The 20,829-nt window shown below is 67.0% G+C and carries 14 protein-coding genes and 1 tRNA gene; 12 read left to right on the top strand and 3 right to left on the bottom strand.

Features of this window, described 5'->3' with window-relative positions:
• Window positions 1-149 precede the first annotated feature (149 nt).
• Both K3U93_RS16405 and K3U93_RS16400 read right to left on the bottom strand, forming a co-directional pair.
• A complete protein-coding gene (locus tag K3U93_RS16405; RefSeq protein ID WP_176219962.1) occupies window positions 150-839 on the bottom strand; it encodes a cutinase family protein in 690 nt (229 codons plus the stop codon).
• 186 nt (window positions 840-1,025) lie between these two features.
• Window positions 1,026-1,099: transfer RNA gene (locus K3U93_RS16400), tRNA-Arg, on the bottom strand.
• A gap of 185 nt (window positions 1,100-1,284) precedes the next feature.
• Between K3U93_RS16400 and lipQ the strand changes: the two genes are divergently transcribed.
• The 10 genes from lipQ (at window position 1,285) to K3U93_RS16350 (ending at window position 18,874) form a co-directional block, all read left to right on the top strand.
• Window positions 1,285-2,544: an esterase LipQ gene (gene lipQ, locus K3U93_RS16395; RefSeq protein WP_083010504.1), complete on the top strand. Its 1,260-nt coding sequence runs from the start codon at window positions 1,285-1,287 to the stop codon at window positions 2,542-2,544.
• Window positions 2,545-2,690: 146 nt separating this feature from the next.
• Window positions 2,691-4,169 (top strand): WS/DGAT/MGAT family O-acyltransferase, encoded by a 1,479-nt coding sequence (locus K3U93_RS16390; protein ID WP_083010505.1) that lies wholly within the window; start codon window positions 2,691-2,693, stop codon window positions 4,167-4,169.
• Window positions 4,166-5,905, top strand: a complete 1,740-nt coding sequence (locus tag K3U93_RS16385; RefSeq protein WP_083010506.1) for an HAD-IB family hydrolase/lysophospholipid acyltransferase family protein — start codon at window positions 4,166-4,168, stop codon at window positions 5,903-5,905. The genes K3U93_RS16390 and K3U93_RS16385 overlap by 4 nt, the downstream gene beginning before the upstream one ends.
• Window positions 5,902-8,268 carry a glycerol-3-phosphate 1-O-acyltransferase gene (locus tag K3U93_RS16380; RefSeq protein WP_083010507.1) on the top strand — a complete coding sequence of 789 codons (2,367 nt, stop codon included), beginning with the start codon at window positions 5,902-5,904 and terminating at the stop codon, window positions 8,266-8,268. Before K3U93_RS16385 ends, K3U93_RS16380 begins: the two co-directional genes overlap by 4 nt.
• Window positions 8,269-8,296: 28 nt before the next feature.
• Window positions 8,297-10,309, top strand: coding sequence for a bifunctional copper resistance protein CopD/cytochrome c oxidase assembly protein (locus K3U93_RS16375; RefSeq protein WP_083010508.1), 2,013 nt, complete (start codon window positions 8,297-8,299; stop codon window positions 10,307-10,309).
• A 321-nt stretch (window positions 10,310-10,630) separates the two neighbouring features.
• Window positions 10,631-11,122, top strand: coding sequence for a single-stranded DNA-binding protein (locus K3U93_RS16370; RefSeq protein WP_071513381.1), 492 nt, complete (start codon window positions 10,631-10,633; stop codon window positions 11,120-11,122).
• 80 nt (window positions 11,123-11,202) lie between these two features.
• On the top strand, window positions 11,203-12,879 hold the full coding sequence (gene ettA / locus K3U93_RS16365; RefSeq protein ID WP_083010509.1) for an energy-dependent translational throttle protein EttA: 1,677 nt from the start codon (window positions 11,203-11,205) through the stop codon (window positions 12,877-12,879).
• Between the two features lie 60 nt (window positions 12,880-12,939).
• A complete protein-coding gene (locus tag K3U93_RS16360) occupies window positions 12,940-17,814 on the top strand; it encodes an NAD-glutamate dehydrogenase (protein WP_083010510.1) in 4,875 nt (1,624 codons plus the stop codon).
• The gene (locus K3U93_RS16355; RefSeq protein WP_083010511.1) at window positions 17,811-18,224 is read left to right on the top strand and encodes an acyl-CoA thioesterase; all 414 of its coding nucleotides are present in this window, start codon (window positions 17,811-17,813) and stop codon (window positions 18,222-18,224) included. The genes K3U93_RS16360 and K3U93_RS16355 overlap by 4 nt, the downstream gene beginning before the upstream one ends.
• Window positions 18,212-18,874 carry a DUF8010 domain-containing protein gene (locus K3U93_RS16350; protein ID WP_083010512.1) on the top strand — a complete coding sequence of 221 codons (663 nt, stop codon included), beginning with the start codon at window positions 18,212-18,214 and terminating at the stop codon, window positions 18,872-18,874. The genes K3U93_RS16355 and K3U93_RS16350 overlap by 13 nt, the downstream gene beginning before the upstream one ends.
• A gap of 84 nt (window positions 18,875-18,958) precedes the next feature.
• On the opposite strand, the gene K3U93_RS16345 is transcribed toward K3U93_RS16350, so the two are convergent.
• Window positions 18,959-19,975: an FAD/NAD(P)-binding protein gene (locus tag K3U93_RS16345; protein WP_083010599.1), complete on the bottom strand. Its 1,017-nt coding sequence runs from the start codon at window positions 19,973-19,975 to the stop codon at window positions 18,959-18,961.
• A 115-nt stretch (window positions 19,976-20,090) separates the two neighbouring features.
• Here K3U93_RS16345 and K3U93_RS16340 point away from each other — a divergent pair, with 115 nt between their 5' ends.
• The gene (locus K3U93_RS16340) at window positions 20,091-20,387 is read left to right on the top strand and encodes a FitA-like ribbon-helix-helix domain-containing protein (RefSeq protein ID WP_176219956.1); all 297 of its coding nucleotides are present in this window, start codon (window positions 20,091-20,093) and stop codon (window positions 20,385-20,387) included.
• Window positions 20,384-20,818: a type II toxin-antitoxin system VapC family toxin gene (locus K3U93_RS16335; protein ID WP_083010514.1), complete on the top strand. Its 435-nt coding sequence runs from the start codon at window positions 20,384-20,386 to the stop codon at window positions 20,816-20,818. Before K3U93_RS16340 ends, K3U93_RS16335 begins: the two co-directional genes overlap by 4 nt.
• The last annotated feature ends 11 nt before the right edge of the window (window positions 20,819-20,829 follow it).

Raw genomic sequence — 20,829 nt, 5'->3', positions numbered from 1 at the left:
CGTCTGCTGACTCTCATGGCTGCCCGTTTTGCGTGTACGACAACAGTTTTGGCTGGGAGGATCGCCGGTGAGAACCCGCCACTTACTGTCGAATCGTGGTCATTGGCGATGAGGAAACGATGAGCTGCAAGTCGTCCGCAACAGGTGTGTTAGAGGCGGCTCGCCACGAAAGTCGCGGCCTGGCCGGGCATTCCGGACTGCTGATACGACAAGTGCGCCGGGGAGAACATCTCGTCATGCGAAGGCAGCGACAGGCTTCCGCCCGGGGTGCAAATCGGATCGCCGGGCGCGCACAGGTCGATGGCCTTTGCCCCATACCAGGGGCTGATCTCGCTTATCGGGCCGAGAAGTTTGTCCGTCAGATTCCCGAAGACGGCGACGGCAGCAACGTGATCAGCCTCGTCCGCCGACAGCGTCGCGGCGTTAAAGCCCGCAACCGACGCTCGGGCGATGGTGATCAGATCGATCACCATCGCGCCTTGGGAATATCCACCGAGCACCAGCTTGGTGTTGGGACAATTCGCAACCATGGATTGAACGTGAGCGCTTGCGTCGCTGGCGCCGGCGGATGCAGACGGCGGCCAATCTTCGGTGGCGGGGTAGTTGACGGGATACACGCCGAGGGACCGGCCGTCGATCCGCGAGCGCAGGGAATTGACAAATGCCTGTCCGACGCCACCGACACCAGGTGTCTCGTTGGTGCCGCGGGCAAACGTCACCTCGACGTCAGGGCAGGGAGCAGCGGAGGCGGGGGCAATGATGATCGGTGCGCGCGGCAGCGTCACCCAGGTTGTGATCACCGCGGTAATCAGCAAACGTGCCAATCGGCGTGCGTTCACGTACCGAAGCGTAGCGCCCAAATCGTGCGACCTGCCATCGCTGATCACCGCCAACACGGCCTGATACGCCTGCTCGGCCATGGTCAACTCCGTCATCCAAGGAGTGTCAAGCATCAGCCGAAACACCGTCAGGCATCACCCGAAGCCGAAATGTCACCCATCAGCCGAGGTCATACACCTGTTCAGTGCCCCCGGCACGACTCGAACGTGCGACCTAGGGATTAGAAGGCCCTTGCTCTATCCACCTGAGCTACGGAGGCAATGCGCAGGTCAGTCTATCCAACTGTGCCGGTCGATCCGATTCCCCGCCGCCACGCGCGCGAAAAGTCTTCCCGCGCCGCGATTATCGGTTATCGTGTGAGCCTCGACACACGTAGAACACCGGCTGGTAATCGGCCGTTAACCGCAACGGGGCGTGTGCATAACGTCGAGGGGTGGCGTTGCTATGAGCGTGACCACGAGCGTGACTTCGCGGTGCTCGTGGGCAGGTGCCCAGGCGCTGCGGCTGGTGGCCGACGCCAGAGATACCTACCGGGCCGGCGCCCTGCTGCTGCGCGGCTCGCCGTCGGCGGTCGGCTGGTTTGCCGGCTGGCTGTCCACGGAGTTTCCCCCGCACGTACTGACCGGGCATGCGCTGTCCCGGGTGTCGCCCCCGCCCGTCGGCCGCGTTGCCGTTGCCTGGGCCGCGCAGCGAGCCGATCAAACCCTCACTTCCGCGCTCGCGGACTGCTTCGGGCCGGACTTCCGCGACCACGTGTGCCACCCGACTTCCGAGCGGTCCGAGTGCGCCCCTCGCGGCGGGCTGCTGCGCATGCCCGGGCCACACCGCCGGTACGCGGCGCAGACCTCCGACATCTCCTATGGCCCGGGTGGCAGCGAACACCTGCTCGACATCTGGCGGCGCAATGACGTCCAGGAGCATGATCCCCAAGCCCGCCGCGCGCCGGTGCTGATCCAGGTCCCCGGAGGGGCGTGGGCGGTCAACGGCAAACGCGGTCAGGCCTACACGCTGATGAGCCGGATGGTCGAACTCGGCTGGATCTGCGTCTCGATCAACTACAGCAAGAGCCCGCGCTGCACCTTCCCGGCGCACCTCATCGACGTGAAGCGGGCGATCGCGTGGGTCCGCGAGAACATCGCCGACTACGGTGGCGACCCCGACTTCGTCGCCATCACCGGCGGCTCGGCGGGCGGGCACCTGGCGTCGTTGGCCGCGCTCACCCCCAACGACCCGAGGTTCCAGCCCGGATTCGAAGAGGCCGACACGACCGTTCAGGCCGCCGCGCCGTACTACGGCGTCTACGACTTCACCAACGCCGAGAACATGCACGAGCTGACGCTGCCCTTCCTCGAGCAGTTCGTCCTGAAGACCCGCTACGTCGACGATCCCGAGCGGTTCAAGGAGGCGTCGCCGATTTCGTACGTGCACAACCAAGCGCCGCCGTTTTTCGTGCTGCACGGCGAGAAGGACGAAGTGATTCCCTGCGGCCAGGCCCGAGCGTTCTGCGCGGCGCTGCGGGAGGCGGGGGCGGCCACGGTGGCCCACGCCGAACTCGCCAACGCCCACCACGCCTTCGACATCACCCCCACGGTCCGGTCGCGGTTGACCGCCGAAGCCGTCGCCGATTTCTTGGGCGTCGTCTACGGGCGGCACGCCGGCCCGGTGACGGATTCGTTGCCGCTGTCGGCGACTTCGGCCAGCTGAGCCGGGCCCTGGCACCTGATCGCGCCTTCCACCAGCGCGGCAACCCGGCTAGCGTTGTGTTGGCAATTCAGTTTGCGGGTCCGAGGCGGGTCCGAGGCAGGAGGCTTGGTCGGCGGTGACAACGTTGGCGCGTCGAGTTCACGATCATGGCTGAGTCCGCTGAGTCGGTGGCGGCCGCCAAATTGTCCGACGAGCTGGGACCCGTCGACTATCTGATGCATCGGGGCGAGGCGAATCCCCGGACCCGGTCGGGGATCATGGCGCTGGAACTCCTCGACACCACCCCGGATTGGGAGCGGTTCCGCACCCGATTCGACAACGCCTCCCGACGGGTGTTGCGGCTGCGGCAAAAGGTCGTGGTGCCGACGTTGCCGACGGCGGCTCCGCGCTGGGTGGTGGACCCGGACTTCAACCTGGACTTCCACGTGCGCCGGGTGCGCGTCTCCGGGCCCGGCACGCTGCGTGAGGTATTCGACCTCGCCGAGGTGATCCTGCAGTCACCGATGGACATATCGCGGCCATTGTGGACGGCCACCCTGGTGGAGGGCCTGGCCGACGGCAAGGCCGCGACGCTGCTGCATGTCAGCCATGCGGTCACCGACGGTGTCGGCGGCGTCGAGATGTTCGCCGAAATCTATGACCTCGAACGCGATCCACCGCCCAAACCGACACCCCCGCAACCTATTCCGCAGGACTTGACGCCCAACGACCTGATGCGCCAAGGCCTCAACCGCCTGCCCTTCGCCATAGTCAGCGGTGTCGTGGGCGCGGTGTCGGGGGCGGTGTCGGCGGCCGGACGAGCGGTGTTGGATCCCGTGTCCACGGTTGGGGGAGCCGTTGGTTACGCCCTGTCGGGCATGCGGGTGATCAACCGGGCGGCCGAGCCGTCGCCGCTGTTGCGCCGGCGCAGCCTTGCCACCCGCACCGAAGCGATCGACATCCGGCTCTCCGACTTGCACAAGGCCGCCAAAGCGGGCGGGGGATCGATCAACGACGCCTACCTCGCCGGCCTGTCGGGCACGTTGCGGCGCTACCACGAGGCCCTCGGCGTGCCCATCAGCACGCTGCCGATGGCGGTTCCGGTAAACCTGCGGGCCGACGCCGACACGGCCGGCGGCAACCGCTTTACCGGCGTCAATTTGGCGGCCCCGTTGGGCACCGCCGATCCGGTGGCCCGGATGAAAAAGATCCGCGCACAAATGACGCAGCGACGCGACGAGCCCGCGATGAACATCATCGGTTCCCTTGCGCCGGTGCTGAGCGTGTTGCCCACGCCGGTGCTGGAGGGCATCACCGGCTCGGTGATCGGCTCCGACGTGCAGGCCAGCAACGTCCCGGTCTACCCCGGAGACACCTACATCGCCGGCGCAAAGATCTTGCGGCAGTACGGTATTGGACCGCTGCCCGGGGTGGCGATGATGGTGGTGCTGATTTCCCGGGGCGGGTGGTGCACCATCACCGTGCGCTACGACAGGGCGTCGGTGCGAAACGAGCCGTTGTTCGCCCGGTGCCTGCTGGAGGGTTTCGACGAGATCCTGGCGCTGGCCGGTGACCCGGCGCCGCGCGCGGTCCCGGCGTCGTTCGCCCTCGAAGGCTCGACGTCGCAATCGGCGGCGGGCTCATGAGCACCTCGGGGCAACGTTCAGGGCAACATGAGGAAGGGCGCGGAAAGCCCAAGCCGCCACCGGATATGCGGTTGCCCGGCTCCGTCGCCGAGATCATGGCCAGTCCTCCCGGGTCCAAGATCGGCGCGTTCTTCGACCTGGACGGGACGTTGGTCGCGGGCTTCACCGCGGTCATCCTGACCCAGGAGCGGCTCCTGCGTCGCGACATGGGCGTGGGGGAGCTGCTGAGCATGGTTCAGGCCGGCCTGAGCCATACGCTCGGGCGCATCGAGTTCGAACAGCTCATCGGCAAGGCCGCCGCGGCGCTGGCCGGGCGATTGTTGGACGACTTGGAGGAGATCGGCGAGCGGCTGTTCGTCCAGCGAATCGAGTCCCGGATCTATCCCGAAATGCGCGAGCTGGTGCGGGCTCACGTGGCCCGCGGCCACACCGTGGTGCTCAGCTCGTCGGCGCTGACCATCCAGGTCAATCCGGTGGCGCGCTTCCTCGGGATCCCCAACATGCTCACCAACAAGTTCGAGACCAACGACGACGGGATGCTCACCGGCGGCGTGCAGAAGCCGATCTTGTGGGGCCCGGGCAAAGCCGCTGCGGTACAACGGTTTGCCGCCGAGCACGGCATCGACCTCAAGGACAGCTACTTCTACGCCGACGGTGACGAGGACGTCGCCCTGATGTACTTGGTCGGCAACCCGCGACCGACCAACCCCGAGGGGAAGATGGCCGCCGTGGCCAAGCGCCGCGGCTGGCCGATTCTGAGGTTCGAGAGCCGGGGCCGCGTGGGCTTGCGGCGGCAGTTGAGGACGCTGGCCGGCGTCAGTTCGATGTTCCCGGTTGCGGCCGGCGCGGTGGGGATCGGTGTGCTGACCCGTAGCCGGCGGCGTGGTGTGAATTTCTTTACCTCCACCTTTTCCCAGCTGTTGCTCGCGACCGCCGGAGTGCACCTCAACGTCCTCGGCGAGGAGAACCTGACCGCGCAGCGTCCGGCGGTGTTCATCTTCAATCACCGCAACCAGGTCGACCCCGTCATTGCGGGCGCGTTGGTGCGCGACAACTGGATTGGCGTCGGCAAGAAGGAACTGCAAAAGGACCCGATCATGGGCACCCTCGGCAAGCTGCTGGACGGCGTGTTCATCGACCGGGACGATCCTGCCGCCGCGGTGGAAAGCCTGCACACGGTCGAAGAGCGGGCCAAGAGGGGGCTCTCGATCGTGATCGCTCCGGAGGGCACCCGAATCGACACCACCGAAGTGGGGCCGTTCAAGAAGGGGCCTTTCCGCATCGCGATGGCGGCGCGGATCCCGATCGTCCCGATCGTGATCCGCAATGCGGAGCTCGTCGCCGCTCGAAACTCCACCGTGATCAATCCGGGCACCGTCGACGTCGCGGTATTCCCGCCGATTCCGGTGCAGGACTGGACAGTTGAGACGCTGCCGGATCGCATCGCCGAGGTGCGGCAGCTGTATTTGGACACGCTGGCCGACTGGCCCGCCAAAGAGCTGCCCGAGGTCGATCTGTACGCCAAGAAAAAGGCGGCAAACAAGGCCCGGGCTCGGGCGGCCAAGGCCCCCGCGAAGAGGGCGGCCCCCAAGACGGCAAGCACGGCCGCGGCGAAAAAGGCCCCGCCCAAGAGCGCATCCAAGGTCGCGCTCAAAGACGGTGAGGCGCAACGGCCCAACGCGGGCGAAACCGCCGGGGCCGAATCGCCGGGCTCGCGGCCCCGAGGGCGGCCGTGACCAAGCTGGCGGCGGATACCAGCGCAGTCCTCACCGCGCGAGACTCGCTGATATTGGCGTCCCTGGCCTCACCGGTCGAGACGGAACTGATCATGGCTTGGCTGGGCCGGCAGCGCGTCGCCAACCCGGACGCAAAGTTCGACGTATTGGCGCTGCCCCAACGCAATGCGCCGCCGGCGGCGCTTACCGCGCTGGTTGAGCAGCTCGAATCCAACCCCGGATCCGATGACGACCGTTCCGTCGTCCCGGTGCGGGTGTTCTGGCTGCCGCCGGCCGATCGCGGTAGGATCGCCAAGGTGGCCGGGCTGCTCCCGGGCCGAGATCCCTACCACCCCAACCCCCGTCAACAACGACACATTCTGCGCAACGACCCGCAATGCGCGCGGGTGGTGGCCGGCGAGCCGGCTAAGGTCTCCGAACTGCGCCAGCAGTGGCGCGACACCACCGTCGGAGAGAACGAGCGCGACTTCGCGCAGTTCGTCACCCGCCGCGCCATCTTGGCGCTGGAACGCGCCGAGTACCGAATCCTCGGACCGCAATACAAGTCCCCGCGGCTGGTGAAACCAGAAATCTTGGCGTCCATGCGCTTTCGCGAGGGCCTGAAAAGGATCCCGGGCGCGACCGTCGAAGAGGCCGGCAAGATGCTCGACGAACTGGCCACCGGGTGGAGCAGGGTGTCGGTCGACCTGGTTGGTGTCCTCGGCAGGGCGCTCAGCCGCGGATTCGATCCGGAGATCGACTACGACGAGTATCAGGTCGCCGCGATGCGCGCCGGGCTGGAAACCCATCCCGCGGTGCTGCTGTTCTCGCACCGCTCCTACATCGATGGCGCGGTGGTGCCGGTGGCGATGCAGGAGAACCGGCTGCCGCCGGTGCACGTGTTCGCCGGCATCAACCTGTCGTTCGGGTTGATGGGGCCCCTGCTGCGCCGCTCCGGCGTCATCTTCATCCGACGCAACATCGGTGACGACCCGCTCTACAAATACGTCCTGCGCGAATACGTCGGCTACATCGTCGAGAAGCGATTCAACCTGAGCTGGTCCATCGAAGGCACCCGCTCGCGCACCGGAAAGATGTTGCCGCCCAAGCTCGGTCTGCTGTCCTACGTGGCCGACGCTTACCTGGACGGGCGCAGCGAAGACATCCTGCTGCAGCCGGTGTCGATCAGCTTCGATCAATTGCACGAGACCGCCGAGTACGCCGCCTACGCCCGCGGTGGCGAGAAGACGCCCGAGGGCATCGGCTGGCTGTACAACTTCATCCGGGCGCAGGGTGAACGCAACTACGGCAAGATCTACGTCCGCTTCCCCGAGGCGGTGTCGATGCGCCAGTATCTCGGTCCGCCGCAGGGTCCGCTGGCCCAGGATCAGGACGCCAAACGGCTTGCGCTGCAAAAGATGTCGTTCGAAGTCGCGTGGCGGATTCTGCAGTCGACGCCGGTGACGGCGACGGGTTTGGTGTGTGCGTTGCTGCTGACCACTCGCGGCGCGGCGCTCACACTCGATCAGCTGCACCACACCCTGCAGGATTCGCTCGACTATCTCGAGCGCAAGCACACCCCGATGTCCACCAGTGCGTTGCGGCTGCGCTCACGCGACGGCGTGCGGGCGGCGGTGGACGCGCTGTCCAACGGACACCCGATCACCCGCGTCGACGGCGGTCGGGAACCAGTGTGGCTCATCGAGCCCGACAAACAGCACGCCGCGGCGTTCTACCGGAATTCGGTGATCCACGCCTTCCTGGAGACCTCGATCGTCGAACTCGCGCTGGCGCACGCCCGGCACGCCGAGGGCGACCGCATAGAGGCTTTCTGGGCCCAGGCGATGCGGTTGCGCGATCTGCTGAAATTCGATTTCTACTTCGCCGATTCGGCGGCGTTCCGGGACAACATCGCCGAAGAGATGGCGTGGCACGACAATTGGGAAGCCCACGTCGCAGCCGGGGGAGAAGAGATCGACGCGATGCTGTTCGCCAAGCGCCCGTTGATGTCCGACGCGATGCTGCGGGTGTTCTTCGAGGCGTATGAAATCGTCGCCGACGTGCTGCGCGATGCGCCGGCGGACATCGGCCAAAAGGAACTGACGGAGCTGGCGCTCGGCGTCGGCCGGCAATACGTGGCGCAGACCCGGGTCCGCAGCAGCGAGTCGGTGTCGACGCTGCTGTTCGCCACCGCGTACCAGGTCGTCGTCGATCAGGATCTGATCGCATCCGCCGCCGATGTCGCCGAACGACGGATCGCGTTCCGACGGGAACTGCGGGACATCCTCCGTGACTCCGATTACGTCGGGCGGATCGCGCGAGACCAGTTCGTGGCCCGCGAGACCAAGGCGCGTCAGGGGCGTGTGGACGGCCAAACTCCGTAGTCGGGTTGCGCGCCAATACCCTGGGTGCATGACGGTTGACCAGCCCGTAGCCACGCGCCGCGCGTTGGTGTGGCCGCCGCTGATCGGCGTCGCGGTGCTGGCGGGCTGCACGGCCGCCGGAATCGGGGCGCTGTCGCTGGCGGGTGCGTTGACCGCCACCGGGCTGCCCGACCCCGGCCCGGCGACCACGCTGGGGCTGCCGTTCGTCCGGGCGGCGGGGGAGGTCGCCGCCGTGCTGGCCGTCGGGTCGTTTCTCTTCGCGGCGTTTTTGGTGCCGCCGCAAAGCAGCGGCGTCCTCGACGCCGCCGGATACCGCGCGCTGCGCCTCGGGACGGTGGCGTCGGGGGTGTGGGCGGTGTGTGCGGCCCTGCTGGTTCCGCTGACCATTTCCGACGTGTCCGGTCATCCGTTGACCGATCACCTCAACCCGGTGACGATCTGGTCGTTGGCCGGCCTGATCACCACCGCCTCCGCCTGGCGCTGGACCGCGTTCCTGGCCGCGGCGGTCACGCTGGCGAGCTTGTCGGTGCTGCGCTGGTCGTGGACGCCGCTGCTGCTCGCCGGCTCGCTGGTGACGCTCATCCCGCTCGGGCTGACCGGCCACTCGTCGGCCGGCGGCTCGCACGACCTGGCCACCAACAGCCTGCTGATCCACCTCGTCGCCGCCGGCCTGTGGGCCGGTGGCCTGCTCGCCCTGCTCGCCCACGCCCTGCGCAACGGTGAGCACACCGGCCTGGCGGCCCGGCGTTTCTCCATGATCGCGGTGTGGTGTTGGGCCGCGATGGCGCTCAGCGGGCTGATGAACGCCTTGGTCCGGGTCTTGCCGTCCGACCTGCTGACCACCGGTTACGGGCGCCTGGTGGTCGCCAAATTCGTCGCGCTGTGCGCGCTCGGCGTCCTGGGTTGGCGACAGCGGCGCTCCGCGGTTGCCGCACTGCAAGCGGAGCCGGAAGCGCGCGGCGCGCTGGTCCGGCTGGCGCTGATCGAGGCCGCGGTTTTCGGACTCACCTTCGGCGTTGCCGTCGGGCTGGGCCGCACCGCGCCGCCACCGCCCCCAATCCGGCTCCCGTCGATTCCCGAAGCCGAGATCGGCTACGACTTCGACGGACCGCCCACCGTGGCCCGCATCCTGTTCGACTGGCGCTTCGACCTGATCTTCGGCACCGCCGCAATCGTCTTGGCCGCGCTGTACGTGGCGGCGGTGCTGCGGCTGCGCCGCCGCGGCGATCACTGGCCGCCGGGCCGCACCCTCGCCTGGCTGCTGGGCTGCCTGGCTTTGCTGTTCGTGACGTCGTCGGGCGTCGGTCGCTACATGCCGGCGATGTTCAGCATGCACATGGTCGCCCACATGGGGCTGTCCATGCTGGTCCCCATCCTGCTGGTGCTGGGCGGCCCGGTCAGCCTGGCGTTGCGGGCGCTGCCCGCCGCCGGCCGCGACAATCCGCCGGGCATGCGGGAGTGGTTGTTGGCCGCGCTGCACAGCCGGCTGTCGCGGTTCCTCACCAATCCGGTGGTCGCCACCTTTTTGTTCGTCGCCGGCTTCTACGGGCTGTACCTGTCGAGCCTGTTCGACGCCGCGGTGAGCAGTCACGCCGGGCATTTGGCGATGAACGTGCACTTTCTGCTCAGCGGCTACCTGTTCTACTGGATCGTGATCGGGGTGGACCCCACGCCGCGCCCGATCCCGCCGCTGGCCAAGGTGGCGGTGGTGTTCGCGTCGTTGCCGCTGCACGCGTTTTTCGGGGTGGTGCTGATGGGCACCCGGACGGTACTCGGCGCCGCCTATTATCGATCGCTGGGTTTGAGCTGGCACACCGACCTGCTGGGCGATCAGCGGTTGGGCGGCGGAATCGCCTGGGCGGCAGGGGAAGTACCCCTGGTGATCGTCATGATCGCGCTGCTCGTGCAGTGGGCGCGCAGCGATGCGCGGACCGCCCGGCGGTTGGACCGGGCGGCCGACCGCGACGATGACGCCGAGCTGGTCGCCTACAACGCGATGTTGGCCGAGCTGGCGCGCCGCGGCGGGTCGGGCAGCCGCTGAGCTTCCGCGAGCGTGCTGAGCTTCCGCGAGCCCGCTGGGCTTCCGCGGGCGTGCTGGGCTTCCGCGAGTCCGCTGGGCTTCCGCGAGCGTGCTGAGCTTCCGCGAGCGGAACGCCACTGCGATTTTCCTTCCGATTTTTCGCGCTGGCGTTACGCTCGCGAACCCTTCGACAGCCCCGAGCGTCCCGCGGGCGCTTATCCACAGTTGCGGCCTTCTCCACAAACCCTCTCCCACGCCGCGCGGGCCGGTCCGGCTTGTCGGTGACCCGGCGCTGAATGGGCATCAGACACGAGCGCAAACTACGAAAGGAATCTGAAGCCAATGTTCGAAACACCGTTGACCGTGGTCGGTCACATCGTCAACGATCTGCAGCGCCGCCAGGTCGGCGATCAGGAGGTCGTCAAGTTCCGGGTGGCCAGCAACTCGCGCCGCCGTACCGCGGACGGCGGCTGGGAGCCCGGCAACTCGCTGTTCATCACCGTCAACTGCTGGGGGAAGTTGGTCACCGGTGTGGGCGCCGCGCTAGGCAAGGGCGCGCCGGTGATCGTGGTGGGCCACGTCTACACCAGCGAGTACGAGGACCGCGACGGCAACCGCCGCTCGTCGCTGGAGATGCGGGCGACCTCCGTTGGTCCCGACCTGTCGCGCGTCTTCGTGCGCATCGAAAAGCCCGGCTACACCGGCCCCGACACGGGCGCAGGGCCGGCGGCCGTACCGGCTACCGCGGGTACCGATGAGGTCGCGGCCGGCGGGGACCCGGCCCAGCCCGGTGAGGCCACCGCCGAACCCGGCCCACTGCCACTGTCGGCTTAGCTGTGGGCTCGGGCCCGCCGGGCGGTGCCTAGGATGGTCCGCGAGATCAATCTCAAAGACCAGAAAGGCAAAACCGCGGCATGGCTGAGTTCATCTACACGATGAAGAAGGTCCGCAAGGCGCACGGCGACAAGGTGATCCTGGACGACGTCACGTTGAGCTTCTTCCCGGGCGCCAAGATCGGTGTCGTCGGCCCCAACGGCGCCGGCAAGTCGAGCGTCTTGCGGATCATGGCCGGCCTGGACAAGCCAAACAACGGCGAAGCCTTCCTGGCCACCGACGCCACCGTCGGCATCCTGCTGCAGGAGCCGCCGCTGAACGAGCAGAAGACCGTTCGCGGCAACGTGGAAGAGGGCCTGGGCGAGATCAAGGTCAAGCTCGACCGCTTCAACGAGGTCGCCGAATTGATGGCCACCGACTACTCCGACGAGCTGATGGAGGAAATGGGCCGGCTGCAGGAGGATCTCGACCACGCCGACGCGTGGGACCTCGACTCGCAGCTGGAGCAGGCCATGGACGCGCTGCGCTGCCCGCCGCCCGACGAGCCGGTCACGAACCTGTCCGGCGGCGAGCGCCGCCGCGTGGCGCTGTGCAAGCTGCTGCTGTCCAAGCCCGACCTGCTGTTGCTCGACGAGCCGACCAACCACCTGGACGCCGAAAGCGTGCAGTGGCTCGAACAGCACCTGGCCGCCTACCCGGGGGCGATCCTGGCGGTGACCCACGACCGGTACTTCCTGGACAACGTCGCGGAGTGGATCCTCGAGCTCGACCGTGGGCGCGCATATCCATACGAAGGCAACTACTCGACCTACCTCGAGAAGAAGGCCGAGCGCCTGTCGGTGCAGGGCCGCAAGGACGCCAAGCTGCAGAAGCGGCTGACCGAGGAGCTGGCCTGGGTCCGCTCCGGAACCAAGGCGCGCCAAGCCAAAAGCAAGGCGCGGCTACAGCGCTACGAAGAGATGGCCGCCGAGGCGGAGAAGACGCGCAAACTCGATTTCGAGGAGATCCAGATTCCCGCCGGACCCCGGCTGGGCAGCCTGGTTGTCGAGGTCGAACACCTCGACAAGGGCTACGACGGGCGCACCCTGATCAAGGACCTGTCCTTTACCCTGCCGCGCAACGGCATCGTCGGGGTCATCGGTCCCAACGGGGTCGGCAAGACCACGCTGTTCAAGACCATCGTCGGGCTCGAGCAGCCGGACAGCGGCACCGTCAAGGTCGGCGAGACCGTCAAGCTGAGCTATGTGGACCAGGATCGCGCGGGCATCGATCCCAAGAAGACCGTGTGGGAGGTCGTCTCCGACGGGCTTGACTACATCGAAGTCGGTCACTACGAGATGCCGTCGAGGGCCTATGTGTCGGCGTTCGGGTTCAAGGGCCCCGACCAGCAAAAACCGGCCGGGGTGCTGTCCGGCGGCGAACGCAACAGGCTCAACCTCGCGCTGACCCTCAAACAGGGCGGCAACTTGATCCTGCTCGACGAGCCGACCAACGACCTGGACGTCGAAACCCTGGGCTCGCTGGAAAACGCCCTGATGAACTTCCCCGGCTGCGCGGTGGTGAGCTCACACGATCGCTGGTTCCTCGACCGGACGTGCACCCACATCCTGGCGTGGGAAGGCGACGACGACAACGAGGCCCGGTGGTACTGGTTCGAGGGCAACTTCGGCGCCTACGAAGAGAACAAGGTTGAACGACTCGGCGTCGAGGCCGCCCGGCCGCACAGGGTGACCCACCGCAAGCTGACCCGCGACTAGTGTCAGCTGTGCCGACGCGCCGGTATCCCCGGCGTTCGCAGTGAGTTGGGAGCAATCGGTATGACGATCGATCCCGGAGCTAAGCAGGATCTCGAGCCGTGGACCGCGTTCACCAAGGGTGACGAAGTTCCCGACTGGATCGCGGACGCCTACATCGAGAGCTACCGCGGGCCGCGCGGTGACGAGCCGGGAACCCCAGAAACCGGTGAAGACCCCGCGGCCATGGTGACTCCCGCCATGCTGCGCGCACACTACCGGCTCGGCGAGTGCCGCCCGGAGTCCAGAAGCTGCGTTTGCGTGTACCAGGCGGACGACCCCGCCGGGTTCGGGCCCGCCCTACAGGTCGTCACCGATCACGGCAGCATGCTGCTGGACTCCGTCACGGTGCTGCTGCACCGGCTCGGCGTCCCCTACGCGGGCATCATGGCCCCGGTGTTTGCGGTCCAGCGGAGCGCGGCGGGCGACCTGCTCAGCGTGGCACCGAAACCGCCCGACGCGTCGCAATACAACGGCGAGGCCTGGATATACGTCCAACTTTTGCCTTCCGTCGACAGCAAAGCCCTCGCCGAGGTCGAACGGCTGTTGCCCAGGGTCCTGACCGACGTGGAACAAGTCGCACGCGACGCCGCGGAGTTGATCACCACCCTGAGCGACCTGGCCGCCGCCGTCGAAGCCGACGCGCACGGCCGCTTCTCGGCGCCGGACCGCGAAGACGTCGCGGAGCTACTGCGCTGGCTGGGCAACGGGAATTTCCTGCTGCTCGGCTACCAGCACTGCCGGGTGCATGACGGCCTGGTCTCCGGCGACGGTTCCAGCAGCCTGGGCGTCCTGCGCACCCGCACCGGTTCCCGCCCCCGGTTGACCGACGACGACAAACTCCTGGTGCTGGCGCAATCCGTCGTCGGCAGCTACCTGCGCTACGGCGCTTACCCCTACGTCATCGCGGTTCGCGAATACGTCAAGGGCGGGGTTGTCGAGCACCGCTTCCTCGGGCTCTTCACGGTCGCCGCCATGAACGCGGACGTCCTGGACATCCCGATGGTCTCGCGCAGGGTCCGCAAAGCGCTCGCGATGGCCGACAGCGATCCCATCCACCCGGGCCAGCTGCTGCTCGACGTCATCCAGACCGTCCCGCGCTCGGAGCTGTTCACGCTCAGCGCCGAACGGCTCTTGGCGATGGCCAAAGCGGTGGTGGATCTTGGATCCCAACGGCGCGCGTTGTTGTTCCTGCGGGCCGACCGGCTGCAGTATTTCGTCTCGTGCCTGGTCTATGTGCCGCGTGACCGCTACACCACGGCGGTGCGGTTGCAGATCGAGGACATCCTGGTCCGCGAGTTCGGCGGGACGCGCCTGGAGTTCACCGCTCGCGTCAGTGAATCACCTTGGGCGCTAATGCATTTCATGGTTCGGCTGCCCCAGAAAGACGACACCGGCCCGGCCGCCGCGCCGGTCGACGTCTCCGAAGCCAACCGGATCCGGATCCAGGGGTTGCTGAGCGAGGCCGCGCGCACCTGGGGCGATCGCCTGATCGCCGCGGCGACGGGCCCCGAAGGCACCGTCGGGCACGCCGACGCCGAGCACTACGCCACCGCCTTTTCCGAGGCCTACAAGCAGGCCGTCACGCCCGCCGACGCCATCGAGCACATCGCGATCATCGACGAGCTTTCCGCCGATTCGGTCAAATTGGTGTTCTCCGAACAAGGTACGGACGCGGCGCAGCTGACCTGGTTTCTGGGTGGGCAGACCGCCTCGTTGAGCCAGCTGCTGCCGATGCTGCAAAGCATGGGCGTCGTCGTGCTCGAGGAGCGGCCGTTCACGGTCACCCGGCAGGACGGGCTGCCGGTGTGGATCTACCAGTTCAAAATCCAACTGCACCCGACGGTCCCACCGGCGGCCACGGCGGCCGAACGGGACTCGACCGCAAAGCGATTCGCCGACGCGGTCACCGCGATCTGGCAGGGCCGCGTCGAGGTCGACCGGTTCAACGAGCTGGTGATGCGCGCGCGGTTGACCTGGCAGCAGGTCGTGCTCCTGCGCGCCTACGCAAAGTACTTGCGGCAGGCGGGGTTTCCGTACAGCCAGTCCTACATCGAATCGGTGCTCAACGAGCACCCCTCCACCGCGCGATCACTGGTCACGCTGTTCGAGGCCCTATTCGACCCACGGGGTTCCTCTTTTAAGGGGTCGCCGACCAGTCGCGACGCGCAGGCGGCCGCCGCCGCGGTCGCGGCGGACATCGACGCGCTGGTGAGCCTGGACACCGACCGCATCCTGCGTGCGTTCGCGTCGCTGGTTCAGGCCACGTTGCGAACCAACTACTTTGTGACACGGGAGGGTTCGGCCCGCGCCAGGAACGCGCTCGCACTGAAACTTGATGCGCAGCTGATCGACGAGCTTCCGCTGCCGCGCCCCAAGTACGAAATCTTCGTGTACTCACCCCGCGTCGAAGGCGTGCACCTGCGGTTCGGTCCGGTGGCGCGTGGCGGCCTGCGCTGGTCCGACCGCCGCGACGACTTCCGCACCGAGATCCTGGGCCTGGTCAAGGCGCAAGCGGTGAAGAACGCCGTCATCGTGCCGGTCGGGGCCAAGGGCGGGTTCGTCCTCAAGCGGCCGCCGCTGCCTTCCGGCCCGAAGATTGGGGCGGCTGCCGACCGCGACGCCACCCGCGCCGAGGGTGTGGCCTGCTATCAGTTGTTCATCTCCGGGTTGCTCGACGTCACCGACAACGTCGACCACGCGACGAAAAAGGTCAGCCCGCCGCCGGAGGTGATACGGCGCGACGGCGACGACGCCTACCTGGTGGTGGCCGCGGACAAGGGCACCGCCACCTTCTCCGACATCGCCAACGACGTCGCCAAGTCCTACGGATTCTGGCTGGGCGACGCGTTCGCCTCCGGTGGATCGGTGGGCTACGACCACAAGGCCATGGGCATCACGGCCAAGGGCGCGTGGGAGGCCGTCAAACGCCACTTCCGGGAGATGGGGGTCGACACCCAGACCGAGGACTTCACCGTCGTTGGCATCGGCGACATGAGTGGCGACGTGTTCGGCAACGGCATGCTGCTCTCCGAACACATCAGGCTGCTCGCCGCCTTCGACCACCGGCATATCTTCCTGGACCCCGATCCCGATTCCGCGGTCTCGTGGCGGGAACGCCGGCGGATGTTCGACCTGCCGCGGTCCAGCTGGGACGACTACGACAAGTCGCTGATCAGCGAGGGCGGCGGGGTGTACAGCCGTGAGCACAAGGCGATTCCGGTCAGCCCGCAGGTCCGCCGCGCCCTCGGCATCGACGGCCCGGGCGACGGGGAAATCACCGAAATGGCCCCGCCCAACCTGATTCGGGCGATCTTGCAGGCGCCGGTGGACCTGCTGTTCAACGGCGGCATCGGCACCTACATCAAGGCCGAATCCGAGTCCGACGCCGACGTCGGCGACCGTGCCAATGATCCGGTGCGGGTCAATGGAAATCAGGTGCGCGCCAAGGTAATCGGTGAGGGCGGCAATCTCGGGGTGACGGCACGCGGCCGCGTCGAGTTTGATTTGTCCGGCGGGCGGATCAACACCGACGCGATGGACAACTCCGCCGGTGTGGACTGTTCCGACCACGAGGTCAACATCAAGATCCTGATCGACTCGTTGGTCACCGAAGGTAAGGTCAAGGCCGACGAGCGCACGGCGCTGCTGGAGTCGATGACCGACGAGGTCGCCCGGCTGGTGCTCACCGACAACGAGGACCAAAACGACCTGATCGGCACCAGCCGCGCCAACGCGGCCAGCCTGCTGCCCGTGCACGCGATGCAGATCAAGTACCTGGAAAAGCGTGGGCTCAACCGCGAATTGGAGGCGCTGCCGTCGGAGAAGGAGATTCATCGGCGCACCGAGGTCGGCATCGGGCTCACCTCACCCGAGCTGTGCACGCTGATGGCACACGTCAAGCTGGCGCTCAAAGAGGACATGTTGACCACCGAACTGCCGGAGCAGGACGTGTTCGCGTCCCGGCTGCCGCAATACTTCCCGACACCGCTGCGGGAACGGTTCACCCCGGAGATCCGCGGGCACCAGCTGCGCCGCGAGATCGTCACCACCATGTTGATCAACGACCTGGTGGACACCGCGGGCATCAGCTACTCCTTCCGGATCACCGAAGACGTCGGTGTCGGGCCGATCGACGCCGTGCGCACCTATGTCGCCACCGATGCCATCTTCGGGGTGGGTGACATCTGGCGGCGGATCCGCGCGGCCAACCTGCCCGTGGCGGTCTCGGATAGGCTCACGTTGGATACCCGACGGCTGATCGACCGCGCCGGACGCTGGCTGCTCAACTACCGCCCGCAGCCGTTGGCCGTCGGCGCCGAGATCAACCGGTTCGCCGCGAAGGTCAAGGACCTGACGCCGCGGATGTCGGAGTGGCTGCGCGGTGACGACAAGGCCATCGTCGAAAAGGAAGCCGCGGAATTCGCCTCGCAGGGCGCACCGGACGACTTGGCCTACATCGTCGCCGCCGGCCTATACCGCTTCAGCCTGCTCGACATCATCGACATTGGCGACATCACCGAAATCGACGCCGCCGAAGTGGCCGACACCTATTTCGCCCTGATGGACCGGCTGGGCACCGACGCCCTGCTGACGGCCGTGTCGGAGCTACCCCGACTCGACCGCTGGCAGTCGTTGGCGCGCTTGGCGATTCGCGACGATATCTATGCCTCGCTGCGCTCGCTGAGTTTCGATGTGCTCGCCGTCGGAGAGCCCGACGAGAGTGGCGAGGAAAAGATCGCCGAGTGGGAACACATCAGCGCATCCCGGGTGGAGCGGGCCCGGCGGACGCTGCGCGAGATCCAGGAAAGCGGGGCAAAGGATCTCGCGACGCTGTCGGTGGCGGCGCGGCAGATCCGCCGGATGACCCGCACCAGCGGCAGAGGGTCGTCGAGTTGAGCGTCGGGTTCGTCGCGCCCGTGCCGGTGCGCTGGTCGGACATCGACATGTACCAGCACATCAACCACGCCACCATGGTCACGATCCTCGAAGAGGCACGCGTCCCGTTTCTGCGGGACGCGTTCGGCGCCGACATCACGTCCACCGGCCTGCTGATCGCCGACGTCCGGGTCACCTACAAAGGCCAACTGCGGCTGGCCGATTCGCCCCTGCAGGTGACCATCTGGACCAAGCGGCTGCGGGCGGTGGACTTCACGCTCGGGTACGAGGTGCGATCAGTCAACGCCGATCGCGAGTCGAAGCCCGCCGTCATCGCCGAGTCGCAGCTGGCCGCCTTCCATATCGAGGAGCAGCGGCTGGTGCGGCTCGCGTCGCACCATCGGGAGTATTTGCAACGGTGGATCCGGTAGCCGAGCGCGGGCTGTGGCTGCGTCACGCCGCCCATCGCGGGGATCTGGCCACGTTCGTCGATCATGCGATGCGGCTGGACGACGCCGCCGTCATCCGGTTGCGGGCCCGGTCCGCCGGGTTGCTGACGGCCTGGGTGGCAACGGGTTTCGATGTTCTGGCCAGCCGGGTGGTGGTCGGCGAGGTGCGGCCCGACGATTTGTCGGCGGCCGCCGACGCGCTGGCGCGCGGCCTGTCGGCGGTGGACGCGTCGGGCTATGTCGATCCGGGCTTCGCGATGGACTCCGCCTGGCGGGGTGCGTTGCCCCCGGAATCCGGCTTCACCCATCTCGACGACGTGCCCGCCAGGGTGATGCTGGACCTCGCGCAGCGGGGGGCGCGACTCGCCAAGGAACACGGCAGTTCCCATGGTCCGCCGGTCTCGCTGCTCGACCAGGAGGTCATTCGAGTCAGTTCGGCCGACGTCAGCGTGGGGCTCCCCATGCGCTGTGTGTTCGCCTTGACCGCAATGGGTTTCCTGCCAAGGTCGCCCGACGCGATCGGGCCCGACGAGATAGTCCGGGTCCGGGTGTTGCCGTCCTGGCTGCGGGTCGACGCCAAGTTCGGGTCGGTGTACCGACGCCGTGGGCATCCGGCGCTGGTATTGCGCTGAGCTGCGTTCGCGCGGCGCGCGAAACGCCGACCGCGACCCGGAAACGAATCACGTTGAGTTTATGTCGATCGTCGAAGGTGCCTGTCAGGTGTCATAGACCATCCACAAGGGAAGAACCGCGTCGAGGTAGTCCATGAATTTCTTGAGCCCCACCCGGTATTGCCCGTAGCCGTAGGGGTCTTCCGCGTACTCCGGAAACGCGATGCCCAGCCCGAACAGACCAGGGGCGAGGATCCCGTTTCTTTGGTTGTAATCCAGCCGGCCCCACTGGGGCGTCTCGGGCAGCTTTCTCCGCTCGAAGCCAACGGTATAGACGACGCGATCGCAGGCTTGGAGTTTCTCGCTGAATTCGGCGCTGGACACCCAGCACCTCTCCAGCCGTTCCGGATACACCCCGTCGATGTTCTCCCGGGCCCACACGGCCGCTTGACCCTTCAAACCGGTATCGTCGAAGAGAATCCAATCATCTAGGTACACAGCGTATTTGAGCGGGCTGCGGTAGAAGTTGATCACCCTCTCGACCGGGTGGCGCAGCAGATGCGGCAAGGCGATCATCGATGAGTGCGATGAACCGAAGACGGCAACCGTGGCACCCTCCAGCGGCTGCTCGGCGAGCTTGTCGGGATCGAGAGCGACTTCCACCGGAATCTCGTCCAGTTGGGGATAGTCGAGCTTCTTGGGCACCGAGCCGACGGCGAGGATCACGTTCTCGGAAGCGATTTCGTGTTGCGGCGTTTCAATTCTCCACTGCCTTCTCGCCAAGCAGAGCGCGGTGGCCGTCGTTTGAAAGATTTGCACCCGCTCGCGCAGGTGCTGGGTGACCCAAACCAAGGGATCCGCGACCAGGTCGAGGGCACACGTCTGCTCGGGGTTGACGTCCCGCAGCGGCATCGGGGGCGCTTCTGCGAACCGAAACGAACTGGAGGCATTCAAGAAGCTCAGGAATGTCCCAACGACGGTGTTACTCGACACGGCTCGCCACTTCTGGCCGAGGTCGCCCGCGGCAAAGGCGGGATCGATCCAGGCGATCTTGTCGGGCGAGATCCCCTGATCCAGCAGCCTGCCCACCGCGGCAATTCCGGCGGGCCCAGCTCCGATCACCGTCCACGCGTAGGGCGCCATGTACTAGATATAAAGCAACGAACAGCGAAGCGCCGAATCGGCGCCCGACATCAGAGTATGCTATCGCCCGTGTGCCACTGATATCATCAGTGGCGTGAAGCAGCTTTTACTTAGGGTGCCTGAGGACGTTCATCGCCGGTTGGCCGCGCGTGCCACGCGCGAGGGGCGCAGCCTGAACGCGGTCGCAACTGAGATTCTCGACGCGGCCGCCGACGCCGACGGTGGCGATCGGCGTGTGCAGTTACGCGCCGCGGCGGTCGCCGCGGGCACGTTACGCCGCGTGAGTGCGCGACCAGTCAGTGCAGAGCGACGGCGGCGAATTATCGAGTCGACCCGTGGCCTAGGCCCACAGATCGATCTGTTGCTTGCGCAAGAGCGCGAGCGGCCGTGATTGTCTACCTGGACTCGTCGGTGCTGGCCCGCGCCTATCTCGTGGACGAGGACGGGCACCAGGAGGCCAACTCGCTGCTAGCCGACCCAGACATTGCGACCGTTACCGGGACGTGGACAAGGATCGAAGTCTCGGGCGCGCTGGTGCGGGCCGCGCGGGCCGGCCGCGGCGACGAAAAGGGCTTACTCGGGCTGCTGGACGCCGACCTCGCGGGCCCGGTGATCGTGCTCGGCGCGCCACAAGACCAGATTGAGCGGCACGCCCTGCAACTCGTCCGCCGTCACGCGCTGCGTGCGATGGACGCTTGGCATCTGGCAGTGGCGGTCATTGCCGTTCCGCTGCTGCTGGCGCCCGGCGAGTCTCGGGCATTCGCTTCGCGCGACGAGGCGCAGTGCCAGGTCGCCGAGGAGCTGGGGTTCGTCACGATCTGACCGCCTCCCAG

The sequence above is a fragment of the Mycobacterium malmoense genome, from assembly GCF_019645855.1.
Taxonomy (GTDB): domain Bacteria; phylum Actinomycetota; class Actinomycetes; order Mycobacteriales; family Mycobacteriaceae; genus Mycobacterium; species Mycobacterium malmoense.
Note: the sequence above shows the minus strand (reverse complement) of the source record. Positions and strands in the feature narration are given on the sequence as shown.

Bases quoted from the DNA above. Each gene is read 5' to 3' on its own strand.
- lipQ (WP_083010504.1), top strand. From the start codon at position 1,285: ATGAGCGTGACCACGAGCGTGACTTCGCGGTGCTCGTGGGCAGGTGCC.
- K3U93_RS16390 (WP_083010505.1), top strand. From the start codon at position 2,691: ATGGCTGAGTCCGCTGAGTCGGTGGCGGCCGCCAAATTGTCCGACGAG.
- K3U93_RS16385 (WP_083010506.1), top strand. From the start codon at position 4,166: ATGAGCACCTCGGGGCAACGTTCAGGGCAACATGAGGAAGGGCGCGGA.
- K3U93_RS16375 (WP_083010508.1), top strand. From the start codon at position 8,297: ATGACGGTTGACCAGCCCGTAGCCACGCGCCGCGCGTTGGTGTGGCCG.
- K3U93_RS16370 (WP_071513381.1), top strand. From the start codon at position 10,631: ATGTTCGAAACACCGTTGACCGTGGTCGGTCACATCGTCAACGATCTG.
- ettA (WP_083010509.1), top strand. From the start codon at position 11,203: ATGGCTGAGTTCATCTACACGATGAAGAAGGTCCGCAAGGCGCACGGC.
- K3U93_RS16360 (WP_083010510.1), top strand. From the start codon at position 12,940: ATGACGATCGATCCCGGAGCTAAGCAGGATCTCGAGCCGTGGACCGCG.